This is a genomic window from Thermosynechococcus sp. HY596 (assembly GCF_030518715.1).
Lineage (GTDB): Bacteria > Cyanobacteriota > Cyanobacteriia > Thermosynechococcales > Thermosynechococcaceae > Thermosynechococcus.
On record NZ_CP130346.1, the window covers coordinates 1,800,009 to 1,815,553 of the forward strand.

20 protein-coding genes are annotated in these 15,545 nt (G+C 54.1%); 10 read left to right on the forward strand and 10 right to left on the reverse strand.

Annotated elements, in window-relative coordinates; all coding sequences use genetic code 11:
• Window positions 1–62 precede the first annotated feature (62 nt).
• A complete protein-coding gene (locus QYC28_RS08905) occupies window positions 63–1,052 on the forward strand; it encodes a carbohydrate kinase (RefSeq protein WP_302679334.1) in 990 nt (329 codons plus the stop codon).
• On the opposite strand, the gene QYC28_RS08910 is transcribed toward QYC28_RS08905, so the two are convergent.
• The 7 genes from QYC28_RS08910 to QYC28_RS08940 all read right to left on the reverse strand — a co-directional run bounded on the left by QYC28_RS08910 (window position 994) and on the right by QYC28_RS08940 (window position 5,521).
• On the reverse strand, window positions 994–1,242 hold the full coding sequence (locus QYC28_RS08910) for a hypothetical protein (protein WP_190278043.1): 249 nt from the start codon (window positions 1,240–1,242) through the stop codon (window positions 994–996). The genes QYC28_RS08905 and QYC28_RS08910 overlap by 59 nt on opposite strands.
• A gap of 272 nt (window positions 1,243–1,514) precedes the next feature.
• Window positions 1,515–2,657, reverse strand: coding sequence for a magnesium-protoporphyrin IX monomethyl ester (oxidative) cyclase (acsF, locus tag QYC28_RS08915; protein ID WP_149820092.1), 1,143 nt, complete (start codon window positions 2,655–2,657; stop codon window positions 1,515–1,517).
• Window positions 2,658–2,743: 86 nt separating this feature from the next.
• Complete coding sequence (locus QYC28_RS08920) at window positions 2,744–3,112, reverse strand: Npun_F0494 family protein (RefSeq protein ID WP_302679335.1); 369 nt, start codon at window positions 3,110–3,112, stop codon at window positions 2,744–2,746.
• Window positions 3,113–3,123: 11 nt separating this feature from the next.
• The gene (locus tag QYC28_RS08925) at window positions 3,124–3,798 is read right to left on the reverse strand and encodes a hypothetical protein (RefSeq protein ID WP_149820097.1); all 675 of its coding nucleotides are present in this window, start codon (window positions 3,796–3,798) and stop codon (window positions 3,124–3,126) included.
• Window positions 3,799–3,970: 172 nt separating this feature from the next.
• Window positions 3,971–4,714: a dienelactone hydrolase family protein gene (locus QYC28_RS08930; RefSeq protein WP_302679336.1), complete on the reverse strand. Its 744-nt coding sequence runs from the start codon at window positions 4,712–4,714 to the stop codon at window positions 3,971–3,973.
• 10 nt (window positions 4,715–4,724) lie between these two features.
• Complete coding sequence (locus QYC28_RS08935; protein ID WP_149820101.1) at window positions 4,725–4,910, reverse strand: hypothetical protein; 186 nt, start codon at window positions 4,908–4,910, stop codon at window positions 4,725–4,727.
• A gap of 26 nt (window positions 4,911–4,936) precedes the next feature.
• Complete coding sequence (locus QYC28_RS08940; protein WP_226971934.1) at window positions 4,937–5,521, reverse strand: thylakoid membrane photosystem I accumulation factor; 585 nt, start codon at window positions 5,519–5,521, stop codon at window positions 4,937–4,939.
• Window positions 5,522–5,689: 168 nt separating this feature from the next.
• Between QYC28_RS08940 and QYC28_RS08945 the strand changes: the two genes are divergently transcribed.
• Genes QYC28_RS08945 through QYC28_RS08960 form a run of 4 tightly spaced genes read left to right on the forward strand, consistent with a single transcriptional unit; the run spans window position 5,690 to window position 8,511 of the window.
• A complete protein-coding gene (locus QYC28_RS08945) occupies window positions 5,690–6,451 on the forward strand; it encodes a DUF4382 domain-containing protein (protein WP_302679337.1) in 762 nt (253 codons plus the stop codon).
• The gene (locus QYC28_RS08950) at window positions 6,448–6,930 is read left to right on the forward strand and encodes a carboxypeptidase regulatory-like domain-containing protein (RefSeq protein ID WP_302679338.1); all 483 of its coding nucleotides are present in this window, start codon (window positions 6,448–6,450) and stop codon (window positions 6,928–6,930) included. Before QYC28_RS08945 ends, QYC28_RS08950 begins: the two co-directional genes overlap by 4 nt.
• Complete coding sequence (gene cbiM, locus QYC28_RS08955) at window positions 6,888–7,619, forward strand: cobalt transporter CbiM (RefSeq protein ID WP_302676724.1); 732 nt, start codon at window positions 6,888–6,890, stop codon at window positions 7,617–7,619. Before QYC28_RS08950 ends, cbiM begins: the two co-directional genes overlap by 43 nt.
• On the forward strand, window positions 7,582–8,511 hold the full coding sequence (locus tag QYC28_RS08960; RefSeq protein ID WP_302679339.1) for an AEC family transporter: 930 nt from the start codon (window positions 7,582–7,584) through the stop codon (window positions 8,509–8,511). Before cbiM ends, QYC28_RS08960 begins: the two co-directional genes overlap by 38 nt.
• Window positions 8,512–8,525: 14 nt before the next feature.
• On the opposite strand, the gene petM is transcribed toward QYC28_RS08960, so the two are convergent.
• Window positions 8,526–8,627, reverse strand: a complete 102-nt coding sequence (gene petM / locus QYC28_RS13190; protein WP_011057256.1) for a cytochrome b6-f complex subunit PetM — start codon at window positions 8,625–8,627, stop codon at window positions 8,526–8,528.
• Window positions 8,628–8,678: 51 nt separating this feature from the next.
• Window positions 8,679–9,041, reverse strand: a complete 363-nt coding sequence (locus QYC28_RS08965) for a hypothetical protein (protein WP_149820106.1) — start codon at window positions 9,039–9,041, stop codon at window positions 8,679–8,681.
• 114 nt (window positions 9,042–9,155) lie between these two features.
• On the opposite strand from QYC28_RS08965, the gene bchD reads away from it, so the two are divergent.
• Window positions 9,156–11,162 carry a magnesium chelatase ATPase subunit D gene (gene bchD / locus QYC28_RS08970; protein ID WP_302679340.1) on the forward strand — a complete coding sequence of 669 codons (2,007 nt, stop codon included), beginning with the start codon at window positions 9,156–9,158 and terminating at the stop codon, window positions 11,160–11,162.
• 67 nt (window positions 11,163–11,229) lie between these two features.
• Here the strand turns inward: bchD and groL are convergent, their stop codons facing one another.
• Window positions 11,230–12,861 (reverse strand): chaperonin GroEL, encoded by a 1,632-nt coding sequence (gene groL, locus QYC28_RS08975; protein WP_302679341.1) that lies wholly within the window; start codon window positions 12,859–12,861, stop codon window positions 11,230–11,232.
• A 184-nt stretch (window positions 12,862–13,045) separates the two neighbouring features.
• On the opposite strand from groL, the gene QYC28_RS08980 reads away from it, so the two are divergent.
• From QYC28_RS08980 to argB, 4 genes are all read left to right on the forward strand, one after another.
• Complete coding sequence (locus tag QYC28_RS08980) at window positions 13,046–13,645, forward strand: CAP domain-containing protein (RefSeq protein WP_149820112.1); 600 nt, start codon at window positions 13,046–13,048, stop codon at window positions 13,643–13,645.
• A 63-nt stretch (window positions 13,646–13,708) separates the two neighbouring features.
• On the forward strand, window positions 13,709–13,954 hold the full coding sequence (locus QYC28_RS08985; RefSeq protein ID WP_149820114.1) for a chlororespiratory reduction protein 7: 246 nt from the start codon (window positions 13,709–13,711) through the stop codon (window positions 13,952–13,954).
• Window positions 13,955–14,133: 179 nt separating this feature from the next.
• Window positions 14,134–14,604 (forward strand): SRPBCC family protein, encoded by a 471-nt coding sequence (locus QYC28_RS08990; protein WP_190278334.1) that lies wholly within the window; start codon window positions 14,134–14,136, stop codon window positions 14,602–14,604.
• A gap of 19 nt (window positions 14,605–14,623) precedes the next feature.
• Complete coding sequence (gene argB / locus QYC28_RS08995) at window positions 14,624–15,511, forward strand: acetylglutamate kinase (protein ID WP_149820119.1); 888 nt, start codon at window positions 14,624–14,626, stop codon at window positions 15,509–15,511.
• Window positions 15,512–15,545 lie beyond the last annotated feature (34 nt).

The following is a 15,545-nucleotide window of genomic DNA, read 5'->3' on the forward strand; positions in this document are numbered from 1 at the left end:
AGCGATCGCTAGGCTAGGGATCAATAGAAAAAACTAAATTGCCCTATAGCGAATCATTAGCGATGTCCCAACCCACTGTCCTCTGTGCTGGCGAAGTCCTCTTTGACTGTTTAGAAGTGCCCCCTGATCCCCCGCAGTGTTTTCTGGGGGGTGCCCCGGCCAATGTGGCCTGTGGTTTGGTGAAGTTGGGGGTGAGTGCGGCCTTTTTGGGGGCTGTGGGCGACGATGCCTTAGGGGAGCAAGCCTGTGCCGAATTAGCCGCTTTGGGCGTCAATATCGAAGCGGTCGAGCGGGTCGCTGGGGTGCCGACGCGGCAAGTGCGCGTTCAATTGGTGGGGGGCGATCGCCAGTTTGTGGGATTTGCGCCAGCGGGAACTTCTGTCTTTGCCGATATGCAGTTCTCTGGCCAGCAAGTCTCGCCATCGTTCCTAGCTGGGGCACAATTTTTCGTCACCGGCACCCTCGGACTCGCCAGTGAACCCACCGCCACCACCATTGAACATCTAGTCCAGCAACTGCGGCAAAACGGTGCCTTTATTCTCATTGATGCCAACTGGCGACCAATCTTCTGGCGGGATGCGAGTGCTGCTCCTGAACGCCTTCGTCCTTTTTTAGCACAGGCGCATTTCCTGAAACTGGCCAAGGAAGAGGCGGAATTATTTTTCTCTGACAGTGATCCCCAAGTTGTCTATCGTGCCCTTTGGGGGACGGCACCTGACCATGCCGTGGTTATTACTGACGGGGATCAAACTATTCACTACTGGTGGCACGAAAATCAAGGGAAATTACACCCCCCTACCATGCCCGTTGTGGATACTACTGGTGCCGGCGATGGCTTTGTTGCGGGTTGGATTGCCCAATTATTACAGGGCAGCCCGGAAACCTACCGTGACCCCCAATGGCAGGCTGCTTGTTTAGAATTTGCCACGGTGGTGGGGGCGCTCGTGACGACAAAACGGGGGGCGATCGCTGGTCAACCCACCCTTGCTGAGGTCACTCAATGGCTTCGGGATCATCCTCAAAGAAAAATACGGACGCACTCACCGCCCTAGCAGTGGTTGATGGGCTTGTCGCGATCGCTGGCTGATGTTCACGGCTAGGGATGGCTGCCGCCAAGGGACAGGCCCGCCAAAACCCCCGCACCGGCACATTCAGTTTTTCACAGGTACCACCACGCCGCCCTTCGGAATAATAGAAGCGGCAAAAGCGGCAAGTTGTGGGAGTGAGAATTGGGCTGTCCATCGCGGGGATCAACTCCGAAGTAAAATCTTTAGGCTCTCTACCTTCCATCCTATGAAATTGCCCTCAGCGACTTTTGCAGCGATCACAGGGTCAAAGAGGCTTAGGAAGCAGGTTTTAGCGATCCCCAGTGGTCAAAAGTGCTTTTAGATTCTTTTCATACTCCCGCAACACTCCGTAATAATACGGACATCAATTGTAGGAAAAGTGAAAAAAAGGTTACGTCCGCAGACGCAACCCATGGAGATCAGTATATTTTTAAGCCACAGAGGAAATTAACGCACCGCCGCCGTCGTGGGTGCCTTGGCCGGGATCAAGAACAACTTGATCATTTGCCACACATTCGAGAGATAGAGGGGAAGTTTCTTCAGAAAACCGCCATTTTGCTTGCTAATTTCTGTCAGCTTGGCATTGTTTTCGACACACCGCTCTAACCGCTGATAAAATTCTGGATGATCGACATCGAGAATCACCGGAAAAACACGGCCTGCGGTTTCATTGGTTTTGGCAATCACCTCACGATCATACTCGCGGGCATCCAAGCCAATCGCAGCATAGAACTTCGCCCGTTGCAAATCGTTGAGGTACATTGTGGCAAAGACCGAGAGCAGGAAGAAGCGGCACCACAGTTTTGGTGGCAGCCAGCAGACCATGAAGTAGCGTGCCCATTTCTTACCAGAGAGGGACAGGGGAATTTCCTTAATCTTTTGCCAGAAGGTGCGCGGCCGATCCAGCATTTGCGGTTGAGCCCGCATGACAGCGTCAAAGAAGTCACCGTGGCGGTTTTCATCTTGGCACCAGTTCTCAAAGAAGCGGAAGATGGGGTAGATGCGATGTTCGGGGTGCTTCTCCAGATGGCGATAGATCGTAATGTAGCGCCAGTAACCAATTTTCTCGGAGAGGTAGGTGGCGTAGAAGATGAATTCTGGTTCAAAGTAGGTGTAACTGCGGTGCTGCGTCAAAAAGCCGAGATCCAGCGATAGGTTAAAGTCGGCCATCGCTTTATTCAAGAAGCCAGCGTGGCGGGCTTCATCGCGAGACATGAGGGCAAAGCATTCCGCCAATAGGGGGTTGCGATCCTTGAGCTTGCGGCTGAGTTCTTTGTAGAGGAGAAAGCCAGAAAATTCCGCTGTGCAGGAGCGCTCCAAAAATTCAATAAATAACTGGCGGGTTTCGCCATCAATGTGATCCCAAGACTGTTCAAATTCTGCATCCCGCACAAAGTGGTGGCGGTTGTAGTCGCAGCGGAATTCCTCAAGGATGGCCTGAAGTTCTGCTTTGTTTTCAGTAATGTCCATATTGGCCATCGCTTCAAAGTCAGTGGTGTAGAAGCGGGGCGTGAGGATGGTTTCCTTTGCGGGGGCTTTGATGCCCGGCCGCAGTTCTTCAAACTCTGGTTTGGCGACGGTATTAACCATAAAAAGCTGCGTCTCGCTCTTGCTAACGGCACTCATAAAGCATGGTAGCGAAAATCACCGATGCGTTACAGGTCGTTACAGAACCGTTACATTCTCCACCAGCGGCTGAGTTGATTGCGCCAGCGATCGCCCCACGAGGCCCCCCATGTGGGTTGGCTATAACGTTGAATCAACTGTTGCCCCAAGGGAGTGAGGCGATAGCGATCGGTGAGGCCTTGGCCATCCACTTCGCGGCGCAGTAAACCGACGCGGATCAACCAGTCCAACTCTGCTTCTGCTAGGAGCACAGGCAAGGGCGATCGCGTGAATCCCGATTGAAGACCCGCTTCGCCCACAATTTCTAGGAGTGCCACACTCCGCTGCTGCATTGTCTGAAACAAGAGGGGCAAAAAGGGACTACAGCGCAGGGCGCGATCGCCCCGTTCCAAAACCTTCGGAGAATACGCGATCGCCACTGCCACCAAACCTACAGAGAATTTAAGTGGCTGGTATCAATGAAGGTTGCCCGGTCATTCACTGACGTACCAGGGGCGGGGGGTGTGCGGGGCGATTGAGCTGCGGCAGAGGTTGATGGCGAAGAGGGAGTTTCTGCCTCCTGACGACGGCGATCGGGTAAGACCACGCGCTCCATAATGAACTCAATGGTGCCCTTGCGCAGCCATCCCCGTGCTACCAAAATATCGCCGAGTCTTGCCCCTGTGGCTCGCTGATCGGCTAAGGCAACCTCAATTTGTGCGGGTGTCACCAATTCTGCTTCAACCAGATAGTTCCCCAAGCGTTTCGTGTAGCTGTCATCATGGGGACGCTGGATAAAGGGGGGCTTTTTCGCGGGTGCCTCAGTCTCTGCTGCCACGCCTGGCAGGCTGTCAAAGTCACGCTGATCCCCCGCTAGGGCAACCAAGCATTCTTTGATTTTCATCAGAATTTCCGCTGCTCGCCGGGGTTGATTTTGCTGGGCTGCCTGCTCCAAGAGCCGCGCTTCTGCCTCAATCAGCGTTTGCCGGGATGCCACTGCTGCAACTTGTAAAATGCGTGCCTGCTGCTGAAGGACAGCCATATCTCGTTCAAGAAGGGCTTTTTTGCACTGCTTGAGAACAAGGGATCCCTGCTTCAGCAGGACTTTGTGGGTAGGAGTAGTCATAGACAGCAACAGCGGGGATAAAGAAGATGACTTAAAAGAATATTAAAGCTTGGCAACTGCCTTTGGCATTGTTTAGGCGATGGGGAACACGCAATCTACTTTTACTATAGCCCTTTGTATTGAACCCATTCCGCTGCAGCTGCGTCAAAGTAAAGGTTCTGTAAAGATAGGATTACTGTTGCTGCCGTAGGACGGTGTTGAAGAGTTCTTTGACTTGTTCCCACGCATCCCGTGCCGCTGCTGCATCGTAGCTATCCCGTTGATCGCAGAAGAAGCCATGATCCGCTGGATAGATGAAGATGTGGTGGCGAATGCCGTGGTGGCGCAGCGCCGTTTCAATTTGCTTCACCTGTTCCATGGGAATACTTTGGTCGCGATCGCCAAAGAAGGCATAGAGCGTGCCGCGAATTTTCGGTGTGATTTCAATGGTGGGTAGGCCACCGCCGGGGGTCATGGTTGTCATCCCGGCGCCATAGAATGAGGCCGTGGCTTTAATGTCCGGTAACTGAGCCACCAGATAGGCCACATGACCGCCAAAGCAAAAGCCAATCGTACCAATGGCATCCCCATCCACATTTTCAAGGCCGCGCAGATAGGCAATGGTGGCTTGGGTGTCACTAAGGAGTTCCGCGGCTTTGGTTTGGTTTTTGTACTGCCGCCCCAAATCAATATCAGCGGCGGTGTAGCCCGTTTCAAAGCCGGGGGCAAAGCGTTGGTAAAGGGCGGGGGCGATCGCCACATAGCCTTCGCGGGCAATGCGTTCGGTCACATCGCGGATATGGGCATTGACGCCAAAAATTTCCTGAAAGACAATCACTGCCGGATAGCGGCCGGGGGCAACAGGCTCGGCTAAGTAGGCATCAATCAGCAGATCGCCATTGACCACCTTGACCCAACGACTGGTAATCTCCACCATCGTGAACCTCCTAGGCAGGAATGTCGAGGTCTGGAAACGTGCGCTTGAAGTCGCTAATCAATTCATCGAGTTCGGCGAGGGCGGATTCAATGTCAATGGTAAGGGTGCCATGACCGGGGAGTTCCAAGAGCTTTTTAAGGCTCTCCCGTTTCGCCAAAACAACTGCTAGACGTTCCTGTAGGGTGGGTAACTCCATCTTGTACCTCGTTGCAAAGCTCACTATTACTCTACCGTTTCGTTGGCCAGCTTCTTCCCTTTGACAGGTGTCGGGGGCACCAGTTCCACATTGATTTCATTCACAGGGCGCGGCCGCAGTTCCAGAGATTGCGATCGCGGCAGCAAATCAAACACTTCCCGAAACGTGTCATCGAGGATTTCAAAGGGCACCACACCGATAAATTCCTGCCGCAATTGGCCTTGGCGATCGAAAATCAGGGTTTGCGGCACCCGGCCTTTGTAGTAGTAGCCCGCTTCATTGGCGGAGAACTGCGCCCCAAAGGGTAGGGCATCGACATCAATGGCGATGAAATCGGTGACGCGACCATAGTACCCCTGCAATTGGGAGATGGTTGAGGCAAACTGCTTGCAGTCGCGGCTATCGTTCACATAAAACAGCAGCAATGTGGCGCGATCGCTCTGACGCGATTTCTCTAGGGTGACTTTCGGCGGTACCAAAGAGCCATTGCCGGCGTAGAGGGCAAAGATATTCCCATCGTAGCGATCGTCTTGTAACCCCGCCCAACTCGGCACTGTCCACAGTCCCCACAGCAGGAGGACAAGTCCTAACCAGCCCCAAACCCGTTTCATTTTTCGCTCCATCACGCTCTGTAAAGACACTATACCGCTAGGCCATCCCCCTCCTGTGGATTGTAGAACCGATGCTACACCTTCTAAGGTAGGAAAAGTCTCTTTGTTGCTTTTGCCACTGGCTACAGGGGTGCTCTTTCTGGGGCTTTTTTCGACGTGATCAAAGGAATGAATCTGTACCAACGTTTAGGGATAGTCACGATTTTAAGTACAGCGCTACTGGCGAGTTGTGCGCCCGCCTCGCAAAAGGGCACTCTCCTACTCTATGCCAATGGTGAAGAGCGCTTGCAAACGGGATGGACAAGCAAAGATGGCTGGAAGCTCGAGTTTGACCATGTCTATTTGACGTTGGGCACGGTGACTGCCTACCAAACCCATCCTCCCTTCGATCCTGAGGCGGGCGATCGCCCCGCAAGTGAAGTGACGGTTGTGTTTAGCGATCCTATGACGGTGGATTTGGTGAGTGATCAGCGTCCCCTTGTAGGCAGTGCTGCGGCGGCGGTGGGTCACTTCAATGCCCTGCAGTGGCAGACCCTCGCACCCAGTTTACAACTGGTGGGCACGGCGCAGCGGCGCGATCTCAAGGTGCCCTTTGACATTACGTTGGATCAGCCCTTGGCCTTTGTTTGTGGCGACTACATTGGCGATGAACGCAAGGGAATGGTCACAGCGAACAGTTCCGCTGAGCTAGAGATTACACTCCACTTTGATCATCTTTTTGGTGATGGCGCTGAACCAGCAACCGCCGAGATCAATCGCGACGCGGTAGGCTTTGACCCCTTTGCCGCGATCGCTACCCCTGAGGGAGTCACGGTTGACTGGACAGGATTACAGCAAAAACTCAGCCCCAAAGATTTTGAAACACTGCGCAAAGCCCTTAGCGGTCTGGGGCATGTCGGCGAAGGTCACTGTCGGGAGGTTTCCTCATGAAAACAGTTTTAGCGAGTGTGGCTACCTTAGGACTGATAGTTCCCCAAGCCCTTGCCCATGGGGTTGAGTTGCGCTACAAACCGCAACAGGTGATTCACATTACAGCGCGCTATGACAGTGGCGAACCGATGGCAAATGCTAGGGTACAGGTCTTTGCCCCCGATCGCCCCCAAGAAGCAGCAATAACAGGAACCACCAATACCCAAGGGGAGTTTCAATTTGTGCCCGATCGCCGCGGTCAGTGGCAGGTGCAGGTACGCCAAGGGGGACATGGCGGCCTACTCACGATTCCGGTAGCGACCCATGCCCAAGCAACGGCTGAAGTTGCTCTTACCGCCGTTCCCGAACCGCCAAGAACGGTTTCCCTGAGTCAATACACTCCCGCACAAATCACGGTCATGATCTTGGCAGTGCTCTGGGGTGCCATTGGCACGGCTTGTTTTGCTTGGTCGCGGCGGCGGCTGCCAGTGGAGTCGTAGTCATGCACATCCCCGATGGTTTAGTGCCGCCCCTGTGGTGTGGACTGGGTTATGCCGGTAGCGGTGGTCTCCTGTGGTGGTCTTGCCGCCGTTTGCAGCGGGCAACGGTGGATCCGCTGGCGATCGTCCCTCGTTTGGCTCTATTAACCACTGCCTTTTTTACCGCCTCTGCGGTTTATATCCCGCTGCCTCCCGCCAGTGTCCATCTCATGTTCCTTGGCAGTCTGGGGATTCTTTTGGGGGAAGGGGCAATGATAGCCGTGGTGGTGGGATTATTTCTACAGGCGGTGATGTTTGGTCATGGCGGTCTGACGACTTTGGGCCTCAATGCGCTGATCATGGGGATTCCAGCGCTCCTTGCCGCTGCTGTTTTTCGGGGGCTGTGGCATCGCTGTCCGCCAAGGGGGCGATCGCTCCTCGGGTTTATCCTTGGGGCGGGGGCTGTGCTGTTGGCTGTTCTCTTATTTGGCGCAGTGATTCTCCTGAGCCTGCCAGCACCCTTGGATCAACAGCGGGAATGGCTAGCGATCGCTGCGATTGGGATTGCCCATTTGCCCCTTGCTATGTTGGAGGGAGTGGTCACGGCTTCACTGCTGGTCTTTTTGGCCAAAGTCAAGCCAGAATTCCTGTCCCAAGGCGTATGCTTTTCCCGTGAAAATTCTCCTTACCCTACTGCCGACCCTCGCTGAACTCTACGGATTAATCTTTCTGTGCATGGGCATTGGCTATGGCAGTAGCCGTTTTTTGCCACCAACGACGGGGGCTTGGCTGGCGCAAGGGTTGTTCTGGGTGGGGACGCCCCTAACGGCATTTAGTTTTATTGTCACCACCCCGATTACGGGTCACAGTACGTTGGCTCCGCTATTGGCGTGGCTAGGAATGGGGATCGGCGTCAGCTTGGCGTGGCTGTGGTTGCAGCAATATCCCGCTCACACGCGGCAGGAGCAGGGCAGTTTTCTCTTGGCAACCATGGTGGGCAACACGGGTTTTATTGGCTTTCCCATTACTTGGCGACTGCTGGGGCAAGAGCACTTCAGTTGGGCGTTGTTTTTTGATCTGATGGGGACGCTCCTCATTTCCTATAGTGCTGGCATTGGTGTGGCGGCGAGTTTTGGCGATCGCGCCATTTCCATCTCAAAACTGCTGTGGCACATTGGCCGCAATCCAACCCTCTGGTGTGTCGGCATCGGACTGCTGCTACGACAACATCCCCTACCGGCGATCGCCCAACAGGGACTTTTAACCTTGGGGTGGTTAATGGTGATTGCTGGATTGATCTATATGGGCATCTGCCTCGGTGAGGCTCCCCTCAAACTCCGCTGGGAACGCATCATTCCCTGTCTGGCGATTAAGATGCTACTGGTGCCGCTGCTGCTGGGGGTAGGGTTAACTCTGATTGGGGTCACCGGGCTGCCGCGCCTCGGAATGGTGCTGCAAGCAGGCATGCCCCCCGCTTTTATGACGCTGATCTTGGCGGATGTTTATCACTTAGACCGCGCTTTTGCCGCCAGCTTAATTTTGACTAGTCTTTTTGCCTTAATTCTTTTCTTGCCCCTGTGGCTGGTGCTCTTTGCCGGCTAGGGGCATTGGGTTGCTTAATCGTCTGGGGTCAAACGCAACAGCAGGTACCCTGCGCCTAAACCAACCAGAACCAGCGTAAACGTAATTACCGCAGTATTGAAAATCTCTTCTGCCATAGGGCGGCCTCAGCTAACAAGAACTCATTTTAACCAATTTGGCTCCTTTGCTTACCACGGCTCCAAAACAGGTTCCCGCAGTAGCTCATGGGTACCACGATTCACGGTCAAGAACATCCCGCGGGGTGTTTTGGTCAATAGATACGTGTACTCACCATTGACGGCTTCAAAATAGTACCCTTGAGGACTCCAATCCCGCAGGGGCAGCCGAATTGATAGGCGCGGATCCTGCTTGTGTCGTGCCATATAGTAGGCGGGGCGATCGCCCCCACAGATATTCACCCAATAGCTACGGGTCTCCGTGGCCACAAAGGTACTTTCATAGGAGCGACAGGAGAGGGGGCGTGCCAGTGCCGACAGAGGTGTCAGGATTAACAAGGTTACAGCAGCAACTGTCTGCCCAAAGTATTTCATTAAGAGAGTTCTCCATGGGTTTCTAACTCCAGTCTAGCCAAGGAGGCGGGAAAGGGTTTCCACCCTCGGTAAGATAGATGATGACGACTGCTGTTTACCTTCAACAGGGATGCAATGACGCTCGCGATCGCCCCCTTTCCCATCACCGCCATCATTGGTCAAGAGGCTATTAAATTGGCGCTGCTGTTGGCCGCCGTTGATCCCGGTTTGGGGGGGGTGATCATTGCGGGGCGGCGGGGGACTGCCAAATCCGTCCTTGCGCGGGGTATTCATGCCCTATTGCCCCCCATTGAAGTCATTGATCAAGGGGAGATCCCAGTACCGATCATTGCCAACCCCGATCCCGAACGTCCCCAAGACTGGGATAGCCGCTTGCAGGCTTGGCGCCAAAGCCATCCCGATGTCGCTTTGACCACCAAAGTGATTCCAGCCCCCTTTGTGCAAATTCCCCTAGGGGTCACCGAAGATCGCCTCTTGGGAGCCGTGGATGTGAGTCAATCGGTGCAGCGGGGCGAAGCGGTCTTTCAGCCTGGCCTCTTGGCGGCAGCCCACCGCGGCGTGCTCTATGTGGATGAAATCAATCTCTTGGATGAGCAGCTAGCCAATGTCCTGATGGCCGTGCTGAGTGCTGGCCGCAACCAAATTGAACGGGAGGGGATTAGTCTGGATCACCCCTGTCGTCCCCTGTTGATTGCCACCTTTAATCCCGATGAGGGAGAAGTACCACCCCATCTGCTGGATCGGTTTGCGATCGCCCTATCGGCGGATACGGTTCTGGGCTTAGATGAGCGGGTTGCAGCGGTGGATCATGCCACCCAATTTGCTGATTCGCCCCAAGCCTTTTTGCAGCAGTACGATGCTGAGCTAGAGGATCTGCGCACCCAAATTATTCTGGCGCGGGAATGGCTCAAGGAAGTGAAAATTCAACGGCAGCAAATTGCCTATCTGGTCACCGAAGCCCTACGGGGCGGTGTTCAAGGCCATCGAGCAGAACTCTTTGCGGTGCGGGTGGCCAAAGCCCATGCTGCCCTGAATGGCCGCAGTGGGGTCAATGCCGAAGACCTACGCCGCGCTGTTGAACTCGTCATTGTGTCGCGAGCCACGCAACTGGAACCGCCGCCGGATCAACCGCCCCCACCGCCGCCGCCCCTCCCAGAGAATCAGCAGTCTGACCCCAAAGAAGAACCCGATGAACCAGAGACACCACCGGAAGAGCAGCAGGAGACACCACCGATTCCTGAGGAATTTGTCTTTGAGGCCGATGGCACAGTCTTGGATGAGTCAGTGCTCTACTTTGCCCAACTGACCCAGCGCCAAGGGAAATCGGGGAGCCGTAGCCTGATTTATTCCCAAGATCGCGGTCGCTATATCCGCCCCATTTTGCCCCGTGGCCGAGGGGGTCGAATTGCGGTGGATGCCACCCTGCGCAGCGCCGCTCCCTACCAAAAATCCCGTCGCCTACGCCAACCCCAACGCCGCGTCATTGTTGAAAACAGTGATCTGCGAATTAAACGTTTGGTACGCAAAGCGGGTGCCTTGATTATTTTTGTCGTGGATGCCTCTGGCTCAATGGCACTGAACCGCATGAATTCTGCCAAGGGCGCTGTTTTACGCCTATTGACCCAAGCCTATCAAAACCGCGATATGGTGGCGCTGATTCCCTTTCGTGGCGAGCAAGCAGAGGTGCTCCTACCCCCCACCCGATCCATTGAAGCGGCACGGCGACGCCTTGAAACCCTGCCCTGTGGGGGTGGCTCTCCCCTTGCCCACGGTCTGACCCAAGCGGTGCGAGTGGGTTTGAATGCCAAACAAAGCGGTGAAATTGGTCAAGTGATGATTGTGGCCATTACCGATGGTCGAGGCAATATCCCCCTGAGCCGTTCCCTTGGCGAAACCATTCCGCCGGAGACCAAGCCCGATGTCAAAGCGGAAGTACTGGAAATTGCCGCTAAAATTCAAGCCTTGGGTCTGAAGCTCTTGGTGATTGACACCGAGAATAAGTTTGTTTCCACGGGGATGGGCAAAGAATTGGCACGGCAAGCGGGGGGTAAGTACTACCATTTGCCCAAGGCCACCGATCAGGCGATCGCCCAAGTGACACAGAATGCCCTGCAATTTTAGCCACCAATAAAAAACTCTCCCCCCAGTTAGAGAGGAGAGAACCTAGCAAACTATTGGGGCAGTAAGCCTACATCATGCCACCCATGCCCCCCATACCGCCATCCGCAGGAGCTGCCGGTTTCGGTTCCGGTTTTTCGACCACAAGGGCTTCTGTCGTCAGTACCATGCCGGCGATCGAACCAGCATTTTGCAGGGCAGAGCGTACGACTTTGGCAGGGTCAATAATGCCCGCACTAACGAGATCTTCATAGGTGCCCGTTGCAGCATTAAAGCCATAGTTAAAGTCACCGGCACGGACATTCTCGACGACTACGGCTCCTTCGACACCAGCATTGTCAGCAATTTGAGCCACTGGCGCTGCCAAGGCACTGGCAACAATGCGTGCCCCTGTTTGTTCCTCGGGACTGAGGCTAGGCAGCAGGGCATCAATGCGACTGGCCAAGTGAAGCAAGGTCACACCACCGCCGGGCACAATCCCTTCAGCCACTGCCGCTTTGGTGGCATTGAGGGCATCTTCGAGGCGGAGTTTGCGATCCTTCAATTCCGTTTCGGTGGCAGCTCCTACTTTGATCACCGCTACGCCGCCCACGAGCTTGGCAATGCGCTCTTGCAGCTTTTCTTTGTCGTATTCGGAGTCGGTTTCGGCCAACTGCTTCTTGAGCTGCTCGACCCGCTTTTCAATATCGGCTTTATTGCCCTTCTCCGACACCAGGGTGGTCGTGTCTTTGGTCACAGTGACGGAGGCGGCTTCTCCCAGCATGGTGATTTCCACATCATCTAGGGTCAGTCCCACTTCCTCAGAAATGACTTGACCGCCCGTGAGAATGGCAATGTCTTGGAGCATCGCTTTGCGCCGTTCGCCAAAGGCTGGGGCTTTCACGGCAACCACATTGAGGACGCCCCGCAGTTTATTCACCACCAATGTGGCGAGGGCTTCGCCTTCTACATCTTCAGCAATGATCACGAGGGGACGACCACTGCGAGCCACTCTTTCTAGGGTGGGAATCAGGTCTTGGATGCTGGTAATTTTTTTGTCCGTCAACAGCAGATAGGCATTGTTGAGTTGAACAATCATCCGCTCTGGATCGGTGACAAAGTAGGGCGAAATGTAGCCGCGATCAAACTGCATCCCCTCAACAATTTCCATTTCTGTATTCAGGGATTTCGATTCTTCAATGGTGATCACGCCATCTTTGCCGACTTTGGCCATGGCTTCACCAATCATGGCTCCCACTTCGGGGTCATTACCGGCAGAGACGGTGGCCACTTGGGCAATCATGTCCCCTTCAACGGGTTTGGCCACTTCGGCAATGCCCTCGACAATGGTTTTGATCGCTTTTTCCATACCGCGCTTGAGGGCAATGGGGTTAGCACCGGCAGCCACGTTTTTCAGGCCTTCACGGATCAGGGCTTGGGCAAGGAGGGTCGCTGTTGTTGTGCCATCGCCGACGACATCATTGGTTTTGGCGGCCACTTCCCGCATCAGTTGGGCACCAGTATTTTCGTAGGCATCTTCCAGTTCGATTTCCTTGGCGATCGTCACGCCATCGTTAACAATTTGCGGTGCGCCATACTTTTTCTCAAGCACCACGTTGCGCCCTTTGGGGCCAAGGGTAATTTTCACGGCATCGGCAAGGGCATTAATTCCGCGTTCGAGCGATCGCCGGGACTCTTCATGAAATGCGACTAATTTTGCCATGGGTGGCTATCCTTTAGTAACTTGGAGGTCATGATTGAGGGACTGCAAACTTAGCAGGCTTCAAGCCATTGTTTACAGTACTGTGGAAAACCAGCTGAGGGCAATGGCAGAAAATGTAGGGGATTCCGCACTTGCTCGCGTACACTGGCAATAGACTGACAATAGATTAACAAGCTTCGCAGCCATGACTGGCCGCCACCTCAATCAACAACGCCTACAGGTCTTCTTGTACGTCACCTTAATGCTCGGCATTGCCCTTGCAGCGGCCAAGGAGTATTTTTACTTGAACAATGGCCAAGGGGGGCAAGATTGGCAAATTGGTGCTCCACAGGTGGATGTCATTGCTGCTCAGCCAAAACGCTCCCTTGCGGAAATACGAGCCTTTGCCCTGCAATTGGTGAATCGCGATCGCCAGCTCAATGGACTGCCGCCCCTTGTTGCCGATGAATTACTGACAGAGGCAGCACAACGCCACGCCGAAGATATGCTCAAACGCCAATACTTTAGCCATACCAATCCCGATGGGCAATCCCCAATGGATCGCTTTATCGCCTTGGGGGGACGCGGTGGCGTCGGTGAAAATATCATGGAGCAGAAGGGCACCCCCGGCTTGGTGCTCAACTATAAGCTGATTGAGCGCTTCCAAAAAGGCTGGATGTATAGTGAGGGGCACCGCCAAAATATCCTGCGGCCTGAATTTACCCGCTTTGGCTTTGGCATTGCTTTGAATACAGCACGCGGAGAAGTCTATGCTGTACAGATGTTTGCACTGCCAGCCCAGTAAAGGCCGAGCGTTGCTGCGCGGATAATTTCCAATGTAATCAATGTCAACTTAACCGCATTCGCTATGTTCACTGAAGAAATGTACGTTGTCCTCGAATCCAGTGCCAGCAATGAAGTCTTTCTCACGCCGATGGAGCTACAGGCCAAGCTGGTGGAGTATCTAACAGGAACCGAGGTTGCCCTAACGCCGGATCTGCTTGCTTTGCCCGATGTGGAAAGTCGTGCCCACTACCTCCTGACAACGGGTTGTGAACTGCAATTACCCAATGGTGGCTACCTTCAGTGGTATGCCGTGCGTTTAGAAAAATAATCGTTACACAGAGTTACGAAACTCCTGCTCGGAAAATTCCGTTCTAATATAGATAAGGCTCTTGGATCAATCAAGGGTTCAGACGATTATTTATTCTTTCGTGGTGTCCAAATCGTCAGGAATAGCAGGGTAACGAGACTGTGGCCGATCGCCGTCGTCAACAAAAGAAAAAACAGCAAATGACCTACAGCTGGCCGTTGGCAGGCACCTATCAAGCCCTTAGCTCTGCATCGGTGGATTTGATCTGGCGCAAAGTGGTGAATTTGGCCGATGTGTCGTGGCATCCCTTGATTTTGCGCACGAATGTGCCCTACGGACTCGTACCCAAGCCGGGGTTTATTTTCCAAGCCATGACCCGTTGGATTCCGTGGCCGATTCAGATTTTTGTCGAACGGGTATCACCGGGAAAACTGTTGAGTATTCGCATTTTGGTCTTGCCGGGGGTAGAGGAACGGGTAACCTATCGTTTAGAATCAACGGTCTGTGGGAGTCAGATTTCTTGCTCAGTGATGTTGCGGGGGTGGCTGGCGCCATTGATTTGGTCGCTGATTCGCGATTCTGCGGCAGGGTTGGCTGCCCGCTTAGCAGTTGCTGCTGAGAAAGATCCCCCCTCTGCTCAGCCCCCCATTGATCCCTGCTTAGGTTTTTAGACGGACAAAAGAAAACTCTATGCTCAGCGATAGCGATCGCGTTCGTGTTCTCAGTGAAGCCCTGCCCTATCTCCAAGCCTTTGCCGGGCGCACCTTTGTGGTCAAATACGGCGGTGCCGCCATGAAGGAAGAACAGCTCAAGGATTCCGTGATTCGCGATATTGTCTTTCTCTCCTATGTGGGGATTCGCCCTGTGGTGGTTCATGGCGGTGGCCCAGAAATCAATACTTGGCTTGGCAAACTCAACATTGAACCCCAATTCAAAAATGGGCTGCGCGTCACCGATGCCGCAACGATGGATGTGGTGGAGATGGTCTTGGTGGGTCGGGTCAACAAGGAAATTGTCACCCTGATCAATCAGGCGGGTGGTAAAGCAGTGGGGCTGTGCGGCAAAGATGGCAACCTGATTCGTGCCCGCGCCCAAGGGGAAGATAGCATCGGCTTTGTCGGTGAAGTACAGGGGGTGGATACCCGCGTGATTACGGCACTAGTGGAGAAGGGGTATATTCCCGTCATCTCCAGTGTGGCTGCCGATGATACTGGGCAAGCCTACAACATCAATGCTGATACTGTTGCTGGCGAGATTGCGGCGGCTTTGGGGGCTGAGAAGCTGATTTTACTGACGGATACCGCAGGTATTTTACGGGATTATCGCGACCCTAGTACTCTCATTTATCGCCTTGATATTGCCGAAGCGCGGCAACTCATTAAAGAGGGGGTTGTCTCTGGGGGGATGATTCCGAAAGTCACCTGTTGCGTGCGATCGCTCGCTCAAGGGGTGAAAGCAGCGCACATTATTGATGGCCGGGTGCCCCACGCCCTATTACTGGAAATTTTTACCGATTCGGGGATTGGCTCAATGCTCGTGGGTTCCAATGCAGCCTACGATCGCGCCTTTATTGATTGAAACTTTTTGCATGAAAAAGGGCGTCCTAGGGTAT

Coding starts and splice junctions, on each gene's coding strand:
- QYC28_RS08935 (WP_149820101.1), bottom strand. CDS start 4,910: ATGGAGTTACCCACCCTACAGGAACGTCTAGCAGTTGTTTTGGCGAAA.
- QYC28_RS08965 (WP_149820106.1), bottom strand. CDS start 9,041: ATGAAATACTTTGGGCAGACAGTTGCTGCTGTAACCTTGTTAATCCTG.
- QYC28_RS08945 (WP_302679337.1), top strand. CDS start 5,690: ATGAATCTGTACCAACGTTTAGGGATAGTCACGATTTTAAGTACAGCG.
- QYC28_RS08930 (WP_302679336.1), bottom strand. CDS start 4,714: ATGGTGGAGATTACCAGTCGTTGGGTCAAGGTGGTCAATGGCGATCTG.
- bchD (WP_302679340.1), top strand. CDS start 9,156: ATGACGCTCGCGATCGCCCCCTTTCCCATCACCGCCATCATTGGTCAA.
- groL (WP_302679341.1), bottom strand. CDS start 12,861: ATGGCAAAATTAGTCGCATTTCATGAAGAGTCCCGGCGATCGCTCGAA.
- QYC28_RS08905 (WP_302679334.1), top strand. CDS start 63: ATGTCCCAACCCACTGTCCTCTGTGCTGGCGAAGTCCTCTTTGACTGT.
- QYC28_RS08980 (WP_149820112.1), top strand. CDS start 13,046: ATGACTGGCCGCCACCTCAATCAACAACGCCTACAGGTCTTCTTGTAC.
- QYC28_RS08940 (WP_226971934.1), bottom strand. CDS start 5,521: ATGAAACGGGTTTGGGGCTGGTTAGGACTTGTCCTCCTGCTGTGGGGA.
- QYC28_RS08910 (WP_190278043.1), bottom strand. CDS start 1,242: ATGGACAGCCCAATTCTCACTCCCACAACTTGCCGCTTTTGCCGCTTC.
- petM (WP_011057256.1), bottom strand. CDS start 8,627: ATGGCAGAAGAGATTTTCAATACTGCGGTAATTACGTTTACGCTGGTT.
- acsF (WP_149820092.1), bottom strand. CDS start 2,657: ATGGTTAATACCGTCGCCAAACCAGAGTTTGAAGAACTGCGGCCGGGC.
- QYC28_RS08950 (WP_302679338.1), top strand. CDS start 6,448: ATGAAAACAGTTTTAGCGAGTGTGGCTACCTTAGGACTGATAGTTCCC.
- argB (WP_149820119.1), top strand. CDS start 14,624: ATGCTCAGCGATAGCGATCGCGTTCGTGTTCTCAGTGAAGCCCTGCCC.
- QYC28_RS08990 (WP_190278334.1), top strand. CDS start 14,134: ATGACCTACAGCTGGCCGTTGGCAGGCACCTATCAAGCCCTTAGCTCT.
- QYC28_RS08985 (WP_149820114.1), top strand. CDS start 13,709: ATGTTCACTGAAGAAATGTACGTTGTCCTCGAATCCAGTGCCAGCAAT.
- QYC28_RS08925 (WP_149820097.1), bottom strand. CDS start 3,798: ATGACTACTCCTACCCACAAAGTCCTGCTGAAGCAGGGATCCCTTGTT.